This is a genomic window from Pseudomonas sp. KCJK9000 (assembly GCF_046230725.1).
Lineage (GTDB): Bacteria > Pseudomonadota > Gammaproteobacteria > Pseudomonadales > Pseudomonadaceae > Aquipseudomonas > Aquipseudomonas promysalinigenes.
In genome coordinates this window covers 1-20,414 of sequence record NZ_JBJJLN010000061.1, presented here as the reverse complement: position 1 = coordinate 20,414, position 20,414 = coordinate 1, and the positions used below count along the sequence as shown (strand labels likewise).

The following is a 20,414-nucleotide window of genomic DNA, read 5'->3' as shown; positions in this document are numbered from 1 at the left end:
GTACAAACAAGGCGGTCGCGCGCACCTGCCACAGGCGTTACTGGCCCGAAACAAACGTAGGAGCGAGCGCAGCTCGCGATGCGCCGCGCGGGCGGCGCTCGATCTCATAATCACCACACGTCTAATGCCATACCCTATCGGTTGAGCGCAAAAAATACTGCACACCTGTTGCCACAAGGCCTACAGCGATTACCCACTATTCACTCACAAAGTACGCACAAGTTATCCACAAGCGATCGCCTTGCAAAGACCCCAGGACCGCATTATCTTGTATCCCCAGCACAGCAAACCACTAGATGTTGGGTTTCACCCATCAACACCAAGCATGAGTCAGCAGAGAAATTCAAGCGATTTTTCTGGCAGAACTCGTTGTGGTTTCTACGATCCAACCGCTCCTAGCGGACACTGAACAGCCTGCTTTGGTGTAGCCCAAAGCAAATGACTTCGGCCAGGGAGCGGCAAGGTTCTTGCCCCAAATTCCTGATCTGTCCCGAAGTCGGTACGCCCGAGCGGGCGGATGCGCGTGCACGGCGCATCCCCTGCAAAGGCCATCGAGCAAGTGGACGGAACGGTGGGCGCTCAGAAGGCGCCTGAACACTATTGAAACTGTGGAGACACCCACCCATGCAAACCGACACAACTCGCGAGAACCCGCAGGCCCTGGCGCCGCAGGCCGCCGATTCCAACCAGGATCTGGCCGCCACTGCCCCTGGCCAATTGCGCGTGATCAAGCGTAACGGCACTGTCGTCCCTTACACCGACGACAAGATCACCGTTGCCATCACTAAGGCGTTTCTCGCAGTTGAAGGCGGCACCGCCGCTGCCTCGTCGCGCATCCACGACACCGTCGCGCGCCTGACCGAGCAGGTCAGCGCTACGTTCAAGCGTCGCATGCCATCGGGTGGCACCATCCACATCGAAGAAATCCAGGACCAGGTCGAACTGGCCCTGATGCGTGCCGGCGAGCAAAAGGTCGCCCGTGACTACGTGATCTACCGCGAGCAACGCGCCAAGGAGCGCGCCACCCGTGTCAGCACCGAGTCGGTTGTCGAGCCGCACCCGAGCATCCGCATCACCCTGGCCGACGGCACCCTGGCGCCGCTGGACATGGCGCGCCTGAACACCATCATCAGCGAAGCCTGCGAAGGCCTGGCCGAAGTCGACGGCGACCTGATCCAGCGCGAAACCCTGAAAAACCTCTACGATGGCGTGGCCATCAAAGACGTCAACACCGCCCTGGTGATGACCGCCCGCACCTTGGTCGAGCGTGAGCCGAACTACTCGTTCGTCACCGCCCGCCTGCTGATGGACACCCTGCGCGCCGAAGGCCTGGGCTTCCTCAATGTCGCCGACAGTGCCACCCACCACGAGATGGCCGACCTGTACGCCAAGGCCCTGCCGGCCTACGTCGCCAAAGGTGTCGAATTCGAGTTGCTGAACCCGGCGCTGGCCGAATTCGACCTGGAAAAACTGGGCAAGGCGATCAACCACGAGCGCGACCAGCAGTTCACCTACCTGGGCCTGCAGACCCTCTACGACCGTTACTTCATCCACAAGGATGGTGTGCGCTTCGAGCTGCCGCAGGTGTTCTTCATGCGTGTGGCCATGGGCTTGGCGCTGGAAGAGAAAGACAAAGAAGCCCGTGCGATCGAGTTCTACAACCTGCTCTCGTCGTTCGACTACATGGCCTCGACCCCAACCCTGTTCAACGCCGGCACCCTGCGCCCGCAGCTGTCGAGCTGCTACCTGACTACCGTGCCGGACGACCTGTCGGGCATCTACCACGCGATCCACGACAACGCCATGCTGTCGAAATTCGCCGGTGGCCTGGGCAACGACTGGACCCCTGTGCGTGCACTGGGCTCCTACATCAAGGGCACCAATGGCAAGTCCCAGGGTGTAGTGCCGTTCCTGAAAGTGGTCAACGACACCGCCGTGGCCGTGAACCAGGGTGGCAAGCGCAAAGGCGCCGTCTGCGCCTACCTGGAAACCTGGCACCTGGACATCGAAGAGTTCATCGAGCTGCGCAAGAACACCGGTGATGACCGTCGTCGTACCCACGACATGAACACCGCCAACTGGATCCCTGACCTGTTCATGAAGCGTGTCTTCGATGACGGCAAGTGGACCCTGTTCTCGCCATCGGAAGTACCCGATCTGCACGACCTGACCGGTAAGGCCTTCGAAGAGCGCTACGAGTACTACGAAGCCCTGACCGAGTACAACAAGATCAAGGTGTTCAAGACCATCCAGGCCAAAGACCTGTGGCGCAAGATGCTGTCGATGCTGTTCGAGACCGGCCACCCGTGGCTGACCTTCAAGGACCCGTGCAACCTGCGCTCGCCGCAGCAGCACGTGGGCGTGGTCCACAGCTCGAACCTGTGCACCGAAATCACCTTGAACACCAACAAGGACGAGATCGCGGTCTGCAACCTGGGTTCGATCAACCTGCCGAACCACATCGTCGATGGCAAGCTGGACACCGCCAAGCTGCAACGCACCGTGAACACTGCCGTGCGCATGCTCGACAACGTGATCGACATCAACTACTACTCGGTGCCGCAAGCGCGTAACTCGAACCTCAAGCACCGCCCGGTAGGCCTGGGCATCATGGGCTTCCAGGACGCGCTGTACCTGCAGCACATCCCGTACGGCTCCGACGCTGCCGTCGAGTTCGCCGACAAGTCGATGGAAGCGGTCAGCTACTACGCGATCCAGGCTTCCTGCGACCTGGCCGACGAGCGCGGTGCCTACGAGACGTTCCAGGGTTCGCTGTGGTCCAAGGGCATTCTGCCGCTGGATTCGCAACAGATCCTGATCGAAGCCCGTGGCGCCAAGTACATCGACGTCAACCTGGAAGAATCGCTGGACTGGGCCCCGATCCGTGCCCGCGTACAGAAAGGCATCCGTAACTCGAACATCATGGCCATCGCGCCAACCGCGACCATCGCCAACATCACCGGCGTATCGCAGTCGATCGAGCCGACCTACCAGAACCTGTACGTGAAATCGAACCTGTCGGGCGAATTCACCGTGATCAACCCGTATCTGGTCCGCGACCTGAAGGCTCGCGACCTGTGGGACTCGGTGATGATCAACGACCTGAAGTACTACGACGGTTCGGTGCAGCAGATCGAGCGCATTCCGCAAGAGCTCAAAGACCTCTATGCCACGGCGTTCGAAGTCGAGACCAAGTGGATCGTCGATGCAGCCTCCCGTCGCCAAAAGTGGATCGACCAGGCGCAATCGCTGAACCTGTACATCGCCGGTGCCTCGGGCAAGAAGCTGGACGTGACCTACCGCATGGCCTGGTACCGTGGTCTGAAGACCACTTACTACCTCCGTGCCCTGGCCGCGACCAGCACCGAGAAGTCGACCATCAACACCGGCAAGCTCAACGCGGTATCCAGCGGCGGCGACAGCGCCCCGGCCCAGGCAGCAGGCCCAGCGCCAGTGCCGAAAGCCTGCGCGATCGACGAGCCGGATTGCGAAGCCTGCCAGTAAGGCGTGGCTGAGGCTTCCTACGGGAAGCCTCTTTTCCATGCAGTCGTGGGGTCGGGTTCACCTGCAAAGAGGCCGGCCCTGCCGCAGCCTGCCACACGGCCAGACACAATAGACCCGGGCGCCCACGCCCAGGTTAGCCCTTCGAAGGGCATTCAGATTTGCGTGCACCGCACTACCCCACCCGGGGCCAAGCAACGCAACCAAGATCCACCGGTCATACTTCATAGATGACCCTCAAGCAGGAGACTCTCACCATGCTGAGCTGGGACGAATTCGATAAAGAAGACGGCGAAGTCGCCGCCAAAGGCAACACCCCCGCGCAGGCCGCTGCCGCCACCACCCTCGACAAGCTCGACAGCGCCGGCGGTGCTGCCGCATTGGAAGCCCGCGCGGCCACGGCATCGGACTCCGATGCGGTCAAGCGTGCCAAGGCTGCGCTGGACGCCCTGGACATCGCCGAAGGCCTGGCCGAGCTGGAAGGCTCCTCGGCCCGCGTTGCCGTTGACGAGAAGCGCATGATCAACTGCCGCGCCGACCTCAACCAGTTGGTGCCCTTTAAGTACGACTGGGCCTGGCAGAAGTACCTGGACGGCTGCGCCAACCACTGGATGCCGCAAGAGGTCAACATGACCGCCGACATCGCCCTGTGGAAGAGCCAGGATGGCCTGACCGAGGACGAGCGCCGCATCGTCATGCGCAACCTGGGCTTCTTCTCCACCGCCGACTCCCTGGTTGCCAACAACCTGGCCCTGGCCGTGTACCGTTTGATCACCAACCCGGAGTGCCGCCAGTACATCCTGCGCCAGGCGTTCGAAGAGGCGATCCACACCCACGCCTACCAGTACTGCATCGAGTCGCTGGGCATGGATGAAGGCGAGATCTTCAACATGTACCACGAGATCCCATCGGTAGCGAAAAAAGCCGCCTGGGGCCTGAAATACACCCGCGCCATCTCCGACCCGGAATTCAACACCGGTACCGTGGAAACCGACAAAGAGCTGCTGCGCAACCTGATCGCTTACTACTGCGTCCTGGAAGGCATTTTCTTCTACTGCGGCTTCACCCAGATTCTGTCCATGGGCCGCCGCAACAAGATGACGGGCGTTGCCGAGCAGTTCCAGTACATCCTGCGTGACGAGTCGATGCACCTGAACTTCGGTATCGACGTGATCAACCAGATCAAGATCGAGAACCCGCACCTGTGGGATGCGGCGATGAAGGAAGAAGCGACCCAGATGATCCTGCAAGGGACCCAGCTGGAGATCGAATACGCCCGTGACACCATGCCACGCGGCGTACTGGGCATGAACGCAGCGATGATGGAGGACTATCTCAAGTTCATCGCCAACCGTCGCCTGACCCAGATTGGCCTGAAGGAAGAGTACCCAGGGACTACCAACCCGTTCCCATGGATGAGCGAAATCATGGACTTGAAGAAAGAGAAGAACTTCTTCGAGACTCGGGTTATCGAGTATCAGACCGGTGGTGCGTTGAGCTGGGATTGATAGTCCGGGCCGAGCCTAGAGAAGGCTGCCGCATGGCATAAAGCTGTTGATTTAAGCTTTTGAGCCCAAGCCGGGGTTGAAAAATCCGACACCAGTAATTTGGTGTCGGATTTTTTTTGGGGGTTGGCTTGAGCCTTTTGGCGCCTGGGAGATCGAGCGCCGCCCGCGCGGCGCATCGCGAGCTGCGCTCCACAGCAAAGTCCAAGCCAAGCCCCAGGAGGGCTCAGTTCTTCTGAGACCAAAGAACGCCAAGTCTCCCATTCGCCGCCGTCATACTATGACCTTAATTTTACTCAAGCCCCTTAGTTAGAGCTTTCGCCCCCACATATTCACTCGACAGCGCGAACTTATTGCACTCCGCAGCGTTGACAGTTCATTCCCAGCTTGATAAAAAAATCGCCGAAGTTGTATGACAACACATAACAAAAACAACAAAAGCGAATCCTCTCCATGTCGAAAATCTGCCATAACACCCTCCCCTTTGCACTTGTTGGCGCCAGCCTGCTAGGTAGCATCCCGGGCATCAGCCTCGCCCAAGGCTTCATCGAAGACAGCAAGGCCGTGTTAGGCCTGCGCAACTTTTATATCAACCGTAATTTCACCAACCCCAGCAACCCCCAAAGCAAGGCCGAAGAATGGACTCAGAGCTTCATTCTCGATGCGCGCTCGGGCTTCACCCAGGGCCCGGTGGGCTTGGGCGTGGATGTGCTGGGCTTGTGGTCGGTGAAGCTCGATGGCGGTGGCGGCACCTACGGTACAGCACTGCTGCCACGCCATGACGATGGGCGGCCGGCGGATGACTATGGCCGCCTGGCGGTGGCGGGCAAGGCACGTATCTCCAAGACCGAGCTGAAAATCGGCGAATGGATGCCGGTGCTGCCGATCCTGCGCTCGGACGACGGGCGCTCCCTGCCACAGACCTTTCGCGGCGGCCAAGTCACTTCCAACGAAATTGCCGGGCTGACCCTGTACGGCGGCCAATTCCGTGGCAACAGCCCGCGCAACGACGCAAGCATGGAAGACATGAGTTACGCCGGTGCACTGTCGGATCGGTTCAACTTCGTCGGCGGTGAATACAAGTTCAACCAGGACCGTACTCTGCTCGGCGCATGGAACGCGGTGCTCAAGGATGTGTACGAACAGCAGTATCTGCAATTGAGCCATAGCCAGCCGCTGGGTAACTGGACCCTCGGTGCCAACCTGGGCTACTTCCGGGGGGGTGAGGACGGCTCTGAGCGTGCCGGCAAACTGGATAACAAAACCTACTCAGGGATGTTCTCGGCCAAATATGGCGGCAATACTTTCTGGGTCGGGTTGCAGAAGGTCGATGGCGATACCTGGATGCGAGTCAACGGCACCAGCGGCGGCACCTTGGCCAACGACAGTTACAACTCCAGTTTCGACAATGCCAACGAGCGCTCCTGGCAGGTGCGCCATGATTTCAACTTCGTCACGCTCGGAGTGCCGGGGCTGACCCTGATGAACCGCTATATCAGTGGCCGTGATGTCCACACCAGCGCGGTGAACAACGGCAAGGAATGGGTCCGCGAGTCGGAGCTGGCTTATGTGATCCAGAGCGGGCCGTTCAAGGATTTGAGCGTGAAATGGCGCAACTCGAGCATTCGTCGGGACTACAGCAACAACGAATTCGATGAGAACCGGTTGATCTTCAACTATCCGCTGTCGTTGTTGTGACCCCATGGCGCGGGCTTGGCCCGTGTTCACGGGCAAACCCGCTGCCACCAGGCCTGCTTTTGCAATTGACCCAAGCCCGTAACAGCGGCTTGCGCCGCAAAGAGAAAAACAAAGCCATGCAAGCAGCATTGACAACCCGCGGAAGCACTGTCGATAATCACCCAAGTCATACGACAACTTACAACAATTACAAGTAGAGCTGCCATGACCATCACCCCCTTCAAGCGCCTGCTGCTCACTGGAGCGGCAGGCGGCCTGGGCCAGGTCCTTCGCCAACGCCTCGCTGGCTGCGCCGAAGTCTTGCGCCTTTCCGACATCGCGCCCATGGCACCCGCCAGCGGGCCTCAAGAAGAAGTCATCACCTGTGACCTTGCCGACAAGGCTGCGGTCCATGCATTGGTCGAAGGCGTCGATGCCATCGTGCACTTCGGCGGCGTGTCTACCGAGCATGCGTTCGAGGACATTCTGGGCCCCAACATCTGCGGTGTGTTTCACATCTACGAAGCGGCCCGCAAACACGGGGTCAAGCGCATTATCTTCGCCAGCTCCAACCACGTGATCGGCTTCTACCGCCAGGACCAATCGATCGATGCCCACGCCCTACGCCGGCCTGACAGTTACTACGGGCTGTCCAAGTGCTACGGCGAGGATGTCGCCAGCTTCTATTTCGACCGCTATGGCATAGAAACCGTCAGCATTCGCATCGGCTCTTCGTTCGAGGCGCCACAAAACCCACGCATGCTCTGCACGTGGCTGAGCTACGACGACCTGACCCAACTGATCGAGCGTGGCCTGTTCACCCCCGGGGTTGGCCATACCGTGGTCTACGGCGCATCGGCCAACCGCACCGTGTGGTGGGACAACCGCCACGCTGCGCACTTGGGTTACCAGCCCAAGGACAGCTCCGAAGTGTTCCGCGCAGCGGTAGAGGCCCAACCTGCGCCAGCCGCCGACGACCCGAGCATGGTCTATCAGGGCGGTGCCTTCGTCGCATCCGGCCCCTTCAACTGATTCAGCGCCCGGCCAGGAGGCTTGAGCATGCACTGCGAACTGATAGTCGACGCCCGCAACGGCACCGGCGAAAGCCCCGTTTGGCACCCGATCGAGCAAGCACTGTACTGGGTGGACATCCCGGCCCGCCAGTTGCACCGCTGGAAGGATGGCAACCATCAGCAGTGGCAGGGCGACGAGATGCTGGCCTGTATTGCCCGCACGGCCCAGGGTTGGCTGGCGGGCATGGAAAGCGGCGTTTTCCAGCTGCAAACCAAGGCAGACGGTAGCCTTGAAAGCCACCTGTACAGCGCGGTCGAACACGCCCAAGCGGGCATGCGCTTGAACGACGGGCGTTGCGACCGCCAGGGCCGCTTCTGGGCCGGCAGCATGCTCATGGACATGCAGCAAGGTGCCCATGTCGGTGCACTGTATCGGGTCGATGGCGCAAACCAGGTACACCAGCAGCTCACGGGCATGATCGTGCCCAATGGCCTGGCCTTCAGCCCGGACGGCACTCGCATGTACCTGTCCGACTCGCATCCCAACGTGCAGAAGATCTGGACCTTCGATTACGACATCGACAGCGCCACCCCGCACAACCAGCGGCTGTTCGTCGACATGCGCGCCTTCCCAGGCCGCCCTGACGGCGCCGCCATCGATACCGACGGCTGCTACTGGATCTGCGCTAACGACGCCGGGCAGATTCATCGCTTCACCCCAGATGGGCGGCTGGACCGCTCGCTGACGGTGCCCGTGAAAAAACCGGCGATGTGTGCCTTTGGCGGCGCCGATTTGAGCACCTTGTTCGTCACCTCCATTCGCCCGGCAGGGGGCGACCTCAGCGACCAACCCCTGGCCGGAGGCGTATTTGCTTTACGCCCCGGTGTTCAGGGCCTGGAGGAGCCGGCCTGGCGTCCTTGAACGCGGCCAGCCCGATCACCCAACACCCAGCATCACGCGCGAAACCAGATAATAAAAACCACGGAGTTTCACCATGACCTTCAAACGCAAGCTGCTTCTTGCCGTACTCCCCTTCGCTTTGGGCCTGTCCATGCCAGCCTCGGCACTGGACATTAAGTTCGCCGAGATCCACCCGGCCGGCTACCCGACCGTGGTGGCCGAACAGAACATGGGCAAAAAGCTTGAACAGGCCAGCAATGGTCAGATCACGTTCAAGATGTTCCCAGGCGGGGTATTGGGCTCTGAGAAGGAGGTGATCGAGCAAGCACAGATCGGTGCGGTGCAGATGACCCGCGTCAGCCTTGGCATCGTCGGCCCGGTAGTGCCTGATGTGAACGTGTTCAACATGCCGTTCGTGTTCCGAGACCACGCACACATGCGCAAGGTCATCGACGGCGAGATCGGCCAGGAAATCCTCGATAAGATCACCAACTCCGAATTCAACCTGGTTGCCCTGGCCTGGATGGATGGCGGTTCGCGCAGCCTGTACACGAAAAAGCCCGTGCGCAAGCTGGAAGACCTCAAAGGCATGAAGATCCGTGTGCAGGGCAACCCGCTGTTCATCGACATGATGAACGCCATGGGCGGTAACGGCATTGCCATGGACACCGGTGAAATCTTCAGCGCCCTGCAGACTGGAGTGATCGACGGCGCCGAAAACAACCCGCCGACCTTGCTCGAACACAACCACTACCAGAGCGCCAAGTACTTCACCCTGACCAACCACCTGATTCTGCCGGAGCCGGTGGTGATGTCGAAAACCACCTGGAACAAGCTCTCGCCCGAACAGCAGGCATTGGTGCAGAAAGTCGCCCGCGAAGCGCAAATGGAAGAGCGCGCGCTATGGGATGCCAAATCTGCTGCCAGCGAAGAGAAGCTCAAGGCGGCGGGTGTCGAGTTCATCGCCGTCGACACCAAGCCGTTCTTCGATGCCACCGCCCCGGTGCGGGAGAAGTACGGTGCCCAGTACGCCGACCTGATGAAGCGCATCGACGCCGTTCAGTAACCCTTCCCAAGATGGCCTCGGCAGTGCGACGCCCGTCGCCCTGCCGCTTTGGTGATGCCTATGAAAATGCTTGTGCTGAGCGTCAACGACGGGCTTTATCGAGCCTGCATCTGGGTGGCTGGGCTGTCGATCCTGACCATGTCCCTGATCATTCCCTGGGGCATCTTCGCCCGCTACGTACTGGGTACCGGGTCCAGTTGGCCGGAGCCGGTGGCGATACTGCTGATGGTGCTATTCACCTTCATCGGCGCGGCTGCCAGTTACCGGGCCGGTGCGCACATGGCGGTAGCGATGGTCACCGACCGCCTGCCTGAACCCGTGCGGCGACTGGTAGCGATATTCACCCAGCTGTTGATGCTGGCGGTGTGTGTGTTCATGACCTGGTACGGCTTCAAGCTATGCGCCACCACCTGGAACCAGTACATGGCCTCACTGCCCAGCGTGCGGGTGGGCATGAGCTATGCCCCGATCCCGGTCGGCGGGGTGTTGACGTTGATATTCGTGCTGGAAAAGCTCCTGCTCGGCGACCAAAGCCAGCGCAGGGTGGTGCAGTACGACCTGGTGGAAGAAACCGAGGGGGCGGCGTAAATGGATGCGTTCATTCTGTTGGGCAGTTTCATTGCGCTGATCCTGCTGGGAATGCCGGTCGCCTATGCGTTGGGATTGTCGGCGCTGATCGGCGCGTGGTACATCGATATACCGCTGCAGGCGATGATGATTCAGGTCGCCAGTGGGGTTAACAAGTTCTCGCTGTTGGCCATTCCGTTCTTCGTGCTTGCCGGCGCCATCATGGCCGAGGGTGGCATGTCGCGCCGGCTGGTGGCATTCGCCGGGGTGCTGGTGGGGTTCGTGCGCGGCGGCCTATCGCTGGTGAACATCACCGCATCGACCTTTTTCGGCGCCATCTCGGGTTCGTCGGTGGCAGATACCGCGTCGGTGGGCTCGGTGCTGATTCCAGAAATGGAGCGCAAGGGCTACCCACGTGAGTTTTCCACCGCCGTCACGGTCAGCGGCTCGGTGCAGGCACTGCTGACCCCTCCCAGCCATAACTCGGTGCTCTACTCGCTGGCGGCAGGCGGCACGGTGTCGATCGCTTCGCTGTTCATGGCCGGGGTGATGCCTGGGTTGCTGCTGAGCGCGGTGATGATGGGCCTGTGCCTGATCTTCGCCAAGAAGCGCAACTACCCCAAGGGCGAGGTGATCCCGCTGCGCCAGGCGTTGAAGATCGCCGGCGAAGCCTTGTGGGGCCTCATGGCCATGGTGATCATCCTGGGCGGCATCCTCTCGGGGGTGTTCACCGCCACAGAATCGGCTGCGGTGGCAGTGGTGTGGTCGTTCTTCGTGACCATGTTCATCTACCGCGACTATAAGTGGCGCGACCTGCCCAAATTGATGCACCGCACAGTGCGCACCATCTCGATCGTGATGATCCTGATTGGCTTTGCCGCAAGCTTTGGCTACGTGATGACCCTGATGCAGATCCCGTCGAAGATCACCACGGCGTTTCTGACCCTGTCGGATAACCGCTATGTGATCCTGATGTGCATCAACTTCATGCTCCTGCTGCTGGGCACGGTGATGGACATGGCGCCGCTGATTTTGATCCTGACACCGATCCTGCTGCCAGTGATCACTGGTATCGGCGTGGACCCTGTGCATTTCGGCATGATCATGCTGGTCAATTTGGGGATCGGGCTGGTCACACCGCCCGTGGGCGCGGTGCTATTCGTAGGGTCGGCGGTTGGCAAAGTGAGCATCGAGGCTACGGTGAAGGCGCTGCTGCCGTTCTACGCAGCTCTGCTGCTGGTGCTGATGGCAGTGACCTATATCCCCGCCATTTCGCTGTGGTTACCCAGCGTCGTCTTGTAATCGTAACGAGGGGCCGCGCTGCGGCCCTTCGGTCTTACTGCAAACGGACCTGCACATGGCTACTCCCTGCTCTACTGCAATCTTCTTCCCGCGCAAACTGGCCATCGCTCTGCTCGCCCTGCTGGCGTGCGCGTTCGCCGGCAACCACATCGCCGCGCGCATCGCATTCGATGACGATACCGGCGTGCTGCTGGCGATTCTCTGCCGCTCGGGGGTGACCTTGCTGGCCTTGGCCTGCCTTGTACTGTGGCAGCGCCAACCACTGGGCCTGCCCGCCGGGACACGGCGCTGGCAACTGCTGCTGGGGCTGCTGATCGCTACCCAAAGCCTGTGCCTGTATTCGGCAGTGGCACGTATTCCGGTGGCCCTGGCGCTGCTGGTAGGCAACACCTTTCCGATGATTCTGGCGCTACTGACCTGGGCCCTGGGAGGCGCACGCCCCACCCGGCGCACGGTGCTATTGATGGGCCTGATCCTGTGCGGCCTGGTTTTGGCGCTGGATGTCCCTGCCCGGTTGGCCGATACCGGTGACGCGAACCCGCACTGGGCTTTGGGCGTGAGCCTGGCACTGTGCGCGGCCTGCGTATTCGCCGGTGCCCTGTGGATCACTGACCACAAACTGGCCGCCGTCCGCGGCCCGGTGCGCAGCCTTCTTACCCTGTTAATCGTGTTCAGCAGCATGCTGGTTGCGGGTTTGAGCGGGGTAATGCCTGCAGGCTTATCGTTGCCAGCCAGCACCAGCGGTTGGGTGGCGCTGGCCAGCTTGGTGGTGCTGTATGGCGTGGCCTTTACCTTGCTGTTCGTCTGCGTGCCGAGGCTGAACATGGCGCAGAACGCGCCGGTGATGAATGTCGAACCCATCGCCACCTTGTTGCTGGGCTGGGCGTTACTTGGCCAGCAACTGAGCGGGTTGCAACTGCTGGGCGGCGCCGTGGTGGTGTGCGGCATCGTTCTGCTGACCTACCGGAGGCCCTGATGCTACACCTGCAAGATCGCCTGACACGCCTGAGCCTGGCACCGGAACTGGGCGCCAGCCTGGTCAATTGGCAGGCCAAGGCCAACGACCAGGCGCTGCTGCGCTACACGGACGAAGCAGCGCTGGCCAGTGGCAACCCGCGGCGAATGGGCTGCTACCCTTTGGCGCCCTGGTCCAACCGTATTGCCGGGGGCGGTTTTCTGCGCCCAGATGGCTGGGTGACGCTGAGCCCGAACACCAGCCATGATCCTTACCCGATCCACGGCAGCGCCTGGCAACAGGCCTGGCAAGTCGAGCAGCACAGCGATGGCCTGGCCCGTCTTAGCCTCGATAGCACTGTGCCGTTCGCCTACCGGGCAACATTGGAAGTGCGCCTGCAGGAGGGCTGTTTGAGCCTTGATCTGCAAGTGACTCATCAAGATAAGGCTGCCACGTGGTATGGACTGGGCTTGCACCCCTATTTTCCGCGCTATCGCGATACGCGGGTGCGTGCGCACGCGCGTACGGTATGGCTGGCGGAGGCAGAACAATTGCCATCACGCCAAGCCGATATTCCACAGCCATGGCGCTTGACCACAGCACAGCTTCTGCCTGCCGAAACGGTCGACCATGCCTTCAGCGGATGGCCAGGCGACTGCGTGATCGAGCATCCAAGCGCAGGGTATCGGCTGGTGTGCCGTGCCAGCGGCGCCGAGCACTTTTTGCTGTTCTGCCCGCATCAGCAGCCATTTTTCTGCTTTGAGCCAGTGAGCCACCCAATCAATGCGCACCACCTGCCAGGGCGGCCTGGGTTGACGTTATTGCAGGCGCACGATACGACCAGTCTGGGGTTCAAGATGCAGTACCAAGCACTTTAGTTGCCTTGGATTGGCAGGTGGCCGAGTACAGCTGGCCGGTCAGTCCAACTGTCGAGCGCGTAGGTCCTGCGCCAGCAGGTCGATGAACGACCGCACCTTCGCGGAGCCGTACTTGCTTTCGCGGTGCAGCACGTGGATGGGCCACGGGGCTTCTTCGTAATCGGCGAGAATGACCTGCAACTGGCCGCTGGCCAGTTCATCGACCACCTGATACGACAGCAGCCGGGCGATGCCCAAGCCGCCAACGGCTGCCGCGATCGCACCGTCGTTGCTGGTGACCGTCAAGCGTGGGTTCAAGCGCACCAGGGTCGGTTCGTCGGCCAGGCCAAAGCGCCAGCCGGCGCGCGGTGACAGGTTGGTGGTGGCGATCACCCAATGTTTCGACAGATCCGACGGGTGGCGCGGCTCGCCCATGCGCGCCAGGTAATCGGGCGAGGCACACAGCATGCGCCGCACTCGTCCCACGCGCAGGGCCTTGAGGCCAGAATCGGGCAGCGGCCCGATGCGCACGGCCACATCCATGCCCTCCTCGACCATGTTCACTACCCGGTCGAGCAAGTATGCCGATATATCCACATCAGGGTACTGTTGCAGGTAGCGCACGATGCAAGGCATGACGAATTTCTTGCCAAACAGGATCGGCGCCGTAATGGCCAATTCGCCTTTTGGCGTCGCGTTGATACCGGCAGCGGCCTCGTTGGCCTCGTGAATGCTGGCCAGGATGTGCCGGGTGTCTTCCAGGTAGCGGCCGCCTGCTTCGGTCACCCGCACGCTGCGGGTAGTGCGCAGCAGCAACTTGACCCCAAGCTGCTCTTCGAGTGCGCTGACAGCGCGGGTAACCGCTGCAGGGGAAATATCCAGGCGCCGGGCGGCAGCGGCAAAGCTTTCCAGCTCGCCAACAGCCACGAACACCTTCATCAGGTGGATCTGGTCCATGCAGGCTCCTGGGCCCTGAGTGTTCCGGCATTATCAGCCATCGGTTCGCTCAGGGGCCAGCTCAAAGCTCAAGAACCAGAGCCTGGGCCGGCACCGCACAACAGATCAGCGCGGTGCCCTCCTCTGGCCGCTCGGCGGGTGGATTGGGGTAATGCACCTGCCCACTGACCACCTTGGTTTTACAGGTTCCGCAAGAGCCACCGCGGCAGCTGAAATCCGGTGTCAGCCCCCGGGCTTCAGCCAGCTCCAGCAAGGTTCCACTACCCGGCGCCCAACGCGCCTCTTTGGCAGAACTGGCGAAGTACACGGGCACCGGCTCACTGGCAGCTGGAGGCTGCTGCCAAGTTGGCTGAGGGACTTCGCCATGCCGGCGCAAGGTCGATGGCCCAAAGGCTTCGGCATGGATGCGGGCATCCGGCACGTGCACACTGCGCAGCCCCTCGTACAGGTCCTGGGTGAAGCTGGCAGGGCCACACAGGTAGAAGTCATAATCGTCCAATGCCAGCATCGCCTTGACCTGGGCGATGCCAAGGCGCCCTGTGTGCTCATAATCACGCCCTGGCACGGCGTGGGCCTCAGGCTGGCTCAGTGAACGATGCAGGCGCAAGCGTGGCCCAGCGCGGTGTTGCAAGTGCGCCAGCTCCTGTTGAAACGGCAGGTCACTCAGGCTTCGCCCACCCTGGAACAAATAGATGCGGCGCGCCTGCCCGGCCGCCAGCAATGCCCGCAGCATGGCAAGCAGCGGGGTGATGCCCACCCCGGCGCCGAGCAACACCACGGGGCGCTCGCTCGCGCTGTCCAGCGTGAAGCTGCCCATTGGCAAACGCACCTTCAAGGTACTGCCTGGCCCAATCTGCCCATGCAAGTGGCGCGATCCCGGGCCTTGCGCCTTGACGCTGATGCGCAAGAACTCGTCGCTAGGGGCGCTGGACAGGCTATAGGTTCGAATCGACGGCGCCGCGCCCTGCAACGTAATCTGCACGGGGATATGCTGCCCAGGTGCGAATGCCACTGGCGCATCGGGCGCAAGGTAAAACGAGCGGATGTCACGGCTCTCCTGCTCCACCCGCAGCACTTGCCAGGTCAGCCACTGGCCCTGGCGTTGGCGCTGCTGCAACTGCTGGTCGGCCTGCTCCCAGGTGCCAGTCATCAGGCTGGTCGGCGCATACTCGTTGAATACCCAGCGCAGGCTGACTGCGGCCCGGCGCAGCACAACGCGCTCGATGTCCAGTGTCCAAAGCCGTTCAGCGCCCTCGAAAGCTTTGATCAGCGGGCTGTCCAGCACCAGCTCGGTGCGCCCGCTGAGCTGCAGCACATCGCCCGTGGTGAAGTCGACGAACAGCAAACCGGCCTGCGGATTCTCCAGCAGGTTACCAAGGGTATTGAAATGCAAATTGCCGGCAAAGTCGGGGATGGTCAGGCGGTTGCCTTCAACCCTGACGAAGCCGGGGCGCCCGCCACGGTGCGAGACATCCACCGAACGCTGTGCGTTTTCATGCTCGATGTAACTGGCAACGAAGAAGGTGTCTGCAGCGGCGATCATCTGGCTCGTCACGGCATCGAGCCTATGGGCATCGACGCGCTTTTGAGCCGGCTCATCGACCCGGGTGTATTCACGCAGTTGAATATATTGCGGGCAATTGCCGAAGGCCTGTTCGACCTGCACGCTCAGGCTGCCATCGGCCGCCTGAGCGATCTGCCCATTGATGCGATTGCGCCGACGCGTGTGCAGCTCGATGCCCAGCAGGCCGATAGCCCCTCCAGCCGCCAGCTCAGGCATGGCAGGGTCGTCATCGGCAGGGTGAGCCGTGATCAGCAATTGCCGGGGGTCGGGTGAGTTCACGAAGCCTTCCGGGCCTTCGAGCAGGGTCGCCCAGGGGCGGCCGGCCTGATCCACAGCGCCGGCGATGATGAACGGAAGTTGCTGATAGAACGTGCGGTGCTGGTCGGGCATGTAGTCACGGATGACCTTCTGCCCGAACACTTCCATGCGCTGCGACACTCCCATCTGCTCCTGCAGGCGCTTCTCACCGGCATGCCAGGGCGAGATGCGATGGTTGGGAAGTTGCGTCATGGCGACAGTCCTCAGGTGCGTGAGTGGCTCAGATGTGGCTTTGCAGCCCCACAGCGGTGCGTGGCATGGCGAAGAAGCCAGGCAGCGCTTCGATACGGGCCAGCCAGGCGCGTACATTCGGGTAGGGCTCCAGCGATACATTGCCTTCTGGTGCGTGAGCGATGTACGAATAGTTGGCTACATCGGCGATGGTCGGCTGGTCGCCGACGAGGAAGGCCGCCTTGGCCAGTTCGCCCTCCATGACCTTGAGCAAGGTATGCGCACGGCCAATCACTTCGTCGGTGTTGAAGGCTGCGCCAAACACGGTCACCAAGCGGGCAGCGGCAGGGCCGAAGGCCAGTGGGCCGGCAGCCACCGACAGCCAGCGCTGCACCCGGGCGGCGTTCAGCGGATCATGAGGCAGCCACTTGCCAGCCTTGTCGTACGTGGCAGCGAGGTAGACCAAAATGGCGTTGGAGTCGGCGATGACGGTGCCGTCATCCTCGATCACCGGCACTTGGCCGAATGGATTGAGGGCAAGAAACTCAGGTTGCTTGTGCGCGCCTTTGGCAAGGTCGACGAATACCTGCTCGTTGGGAAGGTCGAGCAGCGACAGCATCAGCTCGATACGGTGAGCGTGGCCTGATTTGGGGAAGTTGTAGAATTTGATCATGATGCAGGCTCCAAGAGGGCACCACGGCAGTGCCCGGTTGGAGCTCATCTTGCGGTCATTCGCCTGGCAGGTGAATCAGCGCGGGAAGCAAACCATAATTTCGCCTAGCGAAACAATCATGCGGTCAATGCCGGGAATGCTTCTGGTATCGATAGAGGCTACGCGCGGCTCGCACAACCTGTGGCACACAGGCCTGCAATTCATCAAAGCTCATGGCATCGAGCAACTCGAAATTGTCTTCTAGCCCATGCAATGAAATCGCCTTGAGCAGTTGGTCCTGTTCTGGCGGCAGTTCGCCCCACGCCGCGACCTGCGTGCCGCGCATGTAGCCAAAGCACCACTCCTCCATGATGATCGCAGGGCCCTCCTCGGCCTCGCTGTGCTCGAACAGCGGCTCGAAGCCCTCGAGGTCTTGCGCAAGTTGCTCGGCGACCTGGTCGGCATAACGCAGCATCAATGCGGTATAGGCCTCCTCATGGGCAGGCTTCTTGAATTTAGGGACTTTGCCACCTGCCACAGTGGGCAGCCATTGCTCTGGTAGCACGTCGACCGGGGAGCTGGCCAACGCAGTGAAAAAGCCGTTGAGCTCGGCCAGGTTGAGCACCGAGTAGTCGTTGCCGTAGGTGATCAGCAGGTCTTCGAGGCGGGCGAGTTCTTTTTCGCTCAGTGGTGGCAGCATGGGTAAAGGTCCTGGAAAGCAAAGGTGTGTGCACCCTAGCACAGGACTGCTGCAGGTTCGCCCGCCGCCTTGGCTCGGCGGGCATTTTCCCTAGTGCGCCAGCCAGTCTGGCAATGCCACTGGGTTACTCTGGCCAATCAGCAGCCACAGCAACACGCGGCATTTGCGTGGGCAGAGCATCCCGGCCATGTACACGCCTTTAGCTTGCAGGTCGATTTCAGCACCGACAAAGCCATAAGTGGCGCCAGCAGTCGGCCCACAACCGGTACGGCTGGCCACGATCACCGGCATGTCACGAGCGATCCGCGCCAGTGCCTCGGACCAGGCAGCTGATACATGGCCAGCCCCGAACCCGGCGACGACCAGCCCCTCGTAGCCCAGCGCAGGAATGGTCTCTAGCAGTGCAATATCGGCATCCAGGCAGGCCTCGATAAGTGCGACACGCTGATCGCACCGTTGTGGCGGCGCCAGGACCCTGCGCGGCGCGGCAGAGCATCGATAAAGCACTCGCCCTTCCACCACGCACCCTTCCAGCCCACATCCAGGGGATTCGAAGGCAGCCATCGCCATGCTGGCAGTCTTGCGAACATGGGCGGCCTGATGAATCTGATCGTTGATTACAACCAGCACGCCACGCCCGTGACTGTTGATCGACAGTGCCACCTGCACTGCAGCCAACAGGTTGGCCGGCCCATCATTACCCGGCTGACTGGCCGTGCGCTGCATAGCTACTGCCAGAAAGAAACGCGGGCAAGCCCGCTCCAGTTTCCGTTGGAGCAGTCTTGCCCGTGAGAGGGGCCGTTACAGCTTAAACCGCCAGCGCGCGCTCACGCAGTTCGCTGTTGAGGATGCGGTCATTCTCGCTGTAGTCGACAGGGCAGTCGATCACATGGACACCTGGGGTCTTGATGCAGTGCTCCAGCAGCGGCAGCAGACCTTCGGCGCTTTCCACGCGGTGGCCATTGGCACCGTAGGCTTCGGCGTACTTGACGAAGTCCGGGTTGCCATAGTCCAGACCGAAATCGGTGAAGCCCATGTTGGCCTGCTTCCAGCGAATCATGCCGTAGCCATCGTCACGCAGGATCACTACGGTGATATGCATGCCCAGACGTACTGCGGTTTCGAGTTCCTGGCTGTTCATCATGAAGCCGCCGTCACCGCATACCGAGATCACCGGGCGATCCGGGTAAACCAGATGCGAGGCCATGGCCGATGGCAAGCCAGCGCCCATGGTCGCCAGGGCGTTGTCCAGCAGCACGGTGTTGGGCTTGTGCGCCTTGTAGTTACGAGCGAACCAGATCTTGTAGATACCGTTATCCAAGGCGACGATGCCTTCGGATGGCAGCACGCGGCGGATATCCGCAACCAGGCGCTGCGGGTAGACCGGGAAGCGATTGTCATCGGCGCCTTCGGCGATTTGAGCTTCGTTGGCCTCACGGATGGCCATCAGGCGGGTGAAGTCCCAGTGAGCGGTGTCGGTCAGGGCTTCGCTGATCTGCCATACAGCGTTGGCGATGTCACCGATCACTTCCACTTGTGGGAAGTAAACCGCGTCGACTTCGGCGGAGCGGAAGCTGATGTGGATGACTTCGGTGCCGCCACGGACCATGAAGAACGGTGGCTTCTCGATCACGTCGTGGCCGATGTTGATGATCAGGTCAGCCGCTTCAATGGCGCGGTGGACGAAATCACCGGAAGACAGGGCGGCGTTGCCGAGGAAGCGCGGGTGGCGTTCGTCGACCACACCCTTGCCCATCTGCGTGGTGATGAACGGGATACCGGTCTTGTCGATCAACTGCTTGAGGACCTTGGCGGTCATCTTGCGGTTGGCGCCGGCGCCGATTACTAGAATCGGGCTGCGAGCTTTTTGCAGTTTTTCTACCGCAGCTTCGATGGCCACGTGCTCGGCCAGCGGACGGCGGTGCAGGCTGCGCGGGATCGGCAGCGCGTCGGTTTGCTCGGCGGCGATGTCTTCAGGCAGCTCCAGGTGTACCGCGCCCGGTTTTTCTTCCTCAGCCAGACGGAATGCTTCGCGCATACGTGCCGGGATGTTGTCGGCCGAAGCGAACTGGTGGGTGTACTTGGTGATGGGGTCCATCATGCCGCACACGTCGATGATCTGGAAGCGGCCCTGTTTGGACTTCTTGATCGGCTTTTGGCCGGTGATCATCATCATCGGCATGCCGCCCAGATAGGCATAGGCACTGGCGGTTACCAGGTTGGTCGCGCCAGGGCCCAGGGTCGACAGGCTGACGCCAGTCTTGCCGGTCAGGCGACCATAGGTGGCGGCCATGAAACCTGCGGACTGCTCATGGCGGGTCAGTACCAGCTTGATCTTCGACTTGCGCAGGGATTCCAGCAGGTCGAGGTTTTCCTCACCAGGAATGCCGAACACATACTCGACACCTTCGTTTTCCAGGCATTGCACAACGACATCGGCGGCCTTGGCCATCTTGCTTGTAACCTCAAGTGATCGGACGTTAATCGTCCAGAAATGCGCAGCACGGTACGCTGGCATCGCTCGGTTCGGGGGCCAGGATTGCCCCGAACTTAAGTCTTGACGCAGCCTAAGCGCGAACAAGTCACGTTTAATTGCGAGAAATATTATCTCACCCCACTCACGGGGCGCACAGGAGGATACAGACAAATGACCTTTGCTTGCAGCGTCAAAGCGCCGCATTCTCGATACGCAATCAGCAAAAGCCAGA

15 protein-coding genes and 1 pseudogene are annotated in these 20,414 nt (G+C 61.1%); 10 read left to right on the top strand and 6 right to left on the bottom strand.

The annotated features are described in order from the left end of the window. Positions 1 to 624: 624 nt before the first annotated feature. The 10 genes from ACK59H_RS20125 to ACK59H_RS20080 all read left to right on the top strand — a co-directional run bounded on the left by ACK59H_RS20125 (position 625) and on the right by ACK59H_RS20080 (position 13,365). A complete protein-coding gene (locus ACK59H_RS20125) occupies positions 625 to 3,504 on the top strand; it encodes a ribonucleoside-diphosphate reductase subunit alpha (protein ID WP_060480642.1) in 2,880 nt (959 codons plus the stop codon). Between the two features lie 254 nt (positions 3,505 to 3,758). Then, the gene (locus ACK59H_RS20120; protein ID WP_060480643.1) at positions 3,759 to 5,009 is read left to right on the top strand and encodes a ribonucleotide-diphosphate reductase subunit beta; all 1,251 of its coding nucleotides are present in this window, start codon (positions 3,759 to 3,761) and stop codon (positions 5,007 to 5,009) included. 450 nt (positions 5,010 to 5,459) lie between these two features. Next, positions 5,460 to 6,704, top strand: coding sequence for an OprD family porin (locus tag ACK59H_RS20115; protein ID WP_060480221.1), 1,245 nt, complete (start codon positions 5,460 to 5,462; stop codon positions 6,702 to 6,704). 204 nt (positions 6,705 to 6,908) lie between these two features. After that, positions 6,909 to 7,715 (top strand): NAD(P)-dependent oxidoreductase, encoded by an 807-nt coding sequence (locus ACK59H_RS20110; protein ID WP_186476484.1) that lies wholly within the window; start codon positions 6,909 to 6,911, stop codon positions 7,713 to 7,715. A 27-nt stretch (positions 7,716 to 7,742) separates the two neighbouring features. Further along, positions 7,743 to 8,618 carry a glucurono-1,5-lactonase gene (locus ACK59H_RS20105; RefSeq protein WP_060480223.1) on the top strand — a complete coding sequence of 292 codons (876 nt, stop codon included), beginning with the start codon at positions 7,743 to 7,745 and terminating at the stop codon, positions 8,616 to 8,618. Positions 8,619 to 8,691: 73 nt separating this feature from the next. Continuing rightward, positions 8,692 to 9,663: a TRAP transporter substrate-binding protein gene (locus tag ACK59H_RS20100; protein WP_060480224.1), complete on the top strand. Its 972-nt coding sequence runs from the start codon at positions 8,692 to 8,694 to the stop codon at positions 9,661 to 9,663. Between the two features lie 60 nt (positions 9,664 to 9,723). Then, positions 9,724 to 10,251: a TRAP transporter small permease gene (locus ACK59H_RS20095; RefSeq protein ID WP_060480225.1), complete on the top strand. Its 528-nt coding sequence runs from the start codon at positions 9,724 to 9,726 to the stop codon at positions 10,249 to 10,251. After that, positions 10,252 to 11,532 carry a TRAP transporter large permease gene (locus ACK59H_RS20090; protein WP_060480226.1) on the top strand — a complete coding sequence of 427 codons (1,281 nt, stop codon included), beginning with the start codon at positions 10,252 to 10,254 and terminating at the stop codon, positions 11,530 to 11,532. A gap of 55 nt (positions 11,533 to 11,587) precedes the next feature. Continuing rightward, complete coding sequence (locus ACK59H_RS20085) at positions 11,588 to 12,508, top strand: DMT family transporter (RefSeq protein ID WP_060480227.1); 921 nt, start codon at positions 11,588 to 11,590, stop codon at positions 12,506 to 12,508. Next, positions 12,508 to 13,365 carry an aldose 1-epimerase gene (locus tag ACK59H_RS20080; protein ID WP_409264816.1) on the top strand — a complete coding sequence of 286 codons (858 nt, stop codon included), beginning with the start codon at positions 12,508 to 12,510 and terminating at the stop codon, positions 13,363 to 13,365. The genes ACK59H_RS20085 and ACK59H_RS20080 overlap by 1 nt, the downstream gene beginning before the upstream one ends. A gap of 39 nt (positions 13,366 to 13,404) precedes the next feature. On the opposite strand, the gene ACK59H_RS20075 is transcribed toward ACK59H_RS20080, so the two are convergent. From ACK59H_RS20075 to ACK59H_RS20050, 6 genes and pseudogenes are all read right to left on the bottom strand, one after another. Next, a complete protein-coding gene (locus tag ACK59H_RS20075; protein ID WP_060480229.1) occupies positions 13,405 to 14,301 on the bottom strand; it encodes a LysR family transcriptional regulator in 897 nt (298 codons plus the stop codon). A 61-nt stretch (positions 14,302 to 14,362) separates the two neighbouring features. Continuing rightward, on the bottom strand, positions 14,363 to 16,375 hold the full coding sequence (locus ACK59H_RS20070) for a pyridoxamine 5'-phosphate oxidase family protein (protein ID WP_409264815.1): 2,013 nt from the start codon (positions 16,373 to 16,375) through the stop codon (positions 14,363 to 14,365). A gap of 28 nt (positions 16,376 to 16,403) precedes the next feature. Continuing rightward, positions 16,404 to 17,027, bottom strand: coding sequence for a glutathione S-transferase family protein (locus ACK59H_RS20065; protein ID WP_409264814.1), 624 nt, complete (start codon positions 17,025 to 17,027; stop codon positions 16,404 to 16,406). A 124-nt stretch (positions 17,028 to 17,151) separates the two neighbouring features. After that, positions 17,152 to 17,706: a UPF0149 family protein gene (locus ACK59H_RS20060; RefSeq protein ID WP_409264813.1), complete on the bottom strand. Its 555-nt coding sequence runs from the start codon at positions 17,704 to 17,706 to the stop codon at positions 17,152 to 17,154. 90 nt (positions 17,707 to 17,796) lie between these two features. After that, positions 17,797 to 18,426, bottom strand: a pseudogene (locus ACK59H_RS20055) (asparaginase domain-containing protein); the annotation flags it as partial. A gap of 88 nt (positions 18,427 to 18,514) precedes the next feature. Continuing rightward, positions 18,515 to 20,158 carry an acetolactate synthase large subunit gene (locus ACK59H_RS20050; RefSeq protein ID WP_409264812.1) on the bottom strand — a complete coding sequence of 548 codons (1,644 nt, stop codon included), beginning with the start codon at positions 20,156 to 20,158 and terminating at the stop codon, positions 18,515 to 18,517. Between the last annotated feature and the right edge of the window lie 256 nt (positions 20,159 to 20,414).

Bases quoted from the DNA above. Each gene is read 5' to 3' on its own strand.
- ACK59H_RS20115 (WP_060480221.1), top strand. From the start codon at position 5,460: ATGTCGAAAATCTGCCATAACACCCTCCCCTTTGCACTTGTTGGCGCC.
- ACK59H_RS20090 (WP_060480226.1), top strand. From the start codon at position 10,252: ATGGATGCGTTCATTCTGTTGGGCAGTTTCATTGCGCTGATCCTGCTG.
- ACK59H_RS20095 (WP_060480225.1), top strand. From the start codon at position 9,724: ATGAAAATGCTTGTGCTGAGCGTCAACGACGGGCTTTATCGAGCCTGC.
- ACK59H_RS20050 (WP_409264812.1), bottom strand. From the start codon at position 20,158: ATGGCCAAGGCCGCCGATGTCGTTGTGCAATGCCTGGAAAACGAAGGT.
- ACK59H_RS20065 (WP_409264814.1), bottom strand. From the start codon at position 17,027: ATGATCAAATTCTACAACTTCCCCAAATCAGGCCACGCTCACCGTATC.
- ACK59H_RS20080 (WP_409264816.1), top strand. From the start codon at position 12,508: ATGCTACACCTGCAAGATCGCCTGACACGCCTGAGCCTGGCACCGGAA.
- ACK59H_RS20100 (WP_060480224.1), top strand. From the start codon at position 8,692: ATGACCTTCAAACGCAAGCTGCTTCTTGCCGTACTCCCCTTCGCTTTG.
- ACK59H_RS20085 (WP_060480227.1), top strand. From the start codon at position 11,588: ATGGCTACTCCCTGCTCTACTGCAATCTTCTTCCCGCGCAAACTGGCC.
- ACK59H_RS20110 (WP_186476484.1), top strand. From the start codon at position 6,909: ATGACCATCACCCCCTTCAAGCGCCTGCTGCTCACTGGAGCGGCAGGC.
- ACK59H_RS20070 (WP_409264815.1), bottom strand. From the start codon at position 16,375: ATGACGCAACTTCCCAACCATCGCATCTCGCCCTGGCATGCCGGTGAG.
- ACK59H_RS20125 (WP_060480642.1), top strand. From the start codon at position 625: ATGCAAACCGACACAACTCGCGAGAACCCGCAGGCCCTGGCGCCGCAG.
- ACK59H_RS20060 (WP_409264813.1), bottom strand. From the start codon at position 17,706: ATGCTGCCACCACTGAGCGAAAAAGAACTCGCCCGCCTCGAAGACCTG.
- ACK59H_RS20075 (WP_060480229.1), bottom strand. From the start codon at position 14,301: ATGGACCAGATCCACCTGATGAAGGTGTTCGTGGCTGTTGGCGAGCTG.
- ACK59H_RS20120 (WP_060480643.1), top strand. From the start codon at position 3,759: ATGCTGAGCTGGGACGAATTCGATAAAGAAGACGGCGAAGTCGCCGCC.
- ACK59H_RS20105 (WP_060480223.1), top strand. From the start codon at position 7,743: ATGCACTGCGAACTGATAGTCGACGCCCGCAACGGCACCGGCGAAAGC.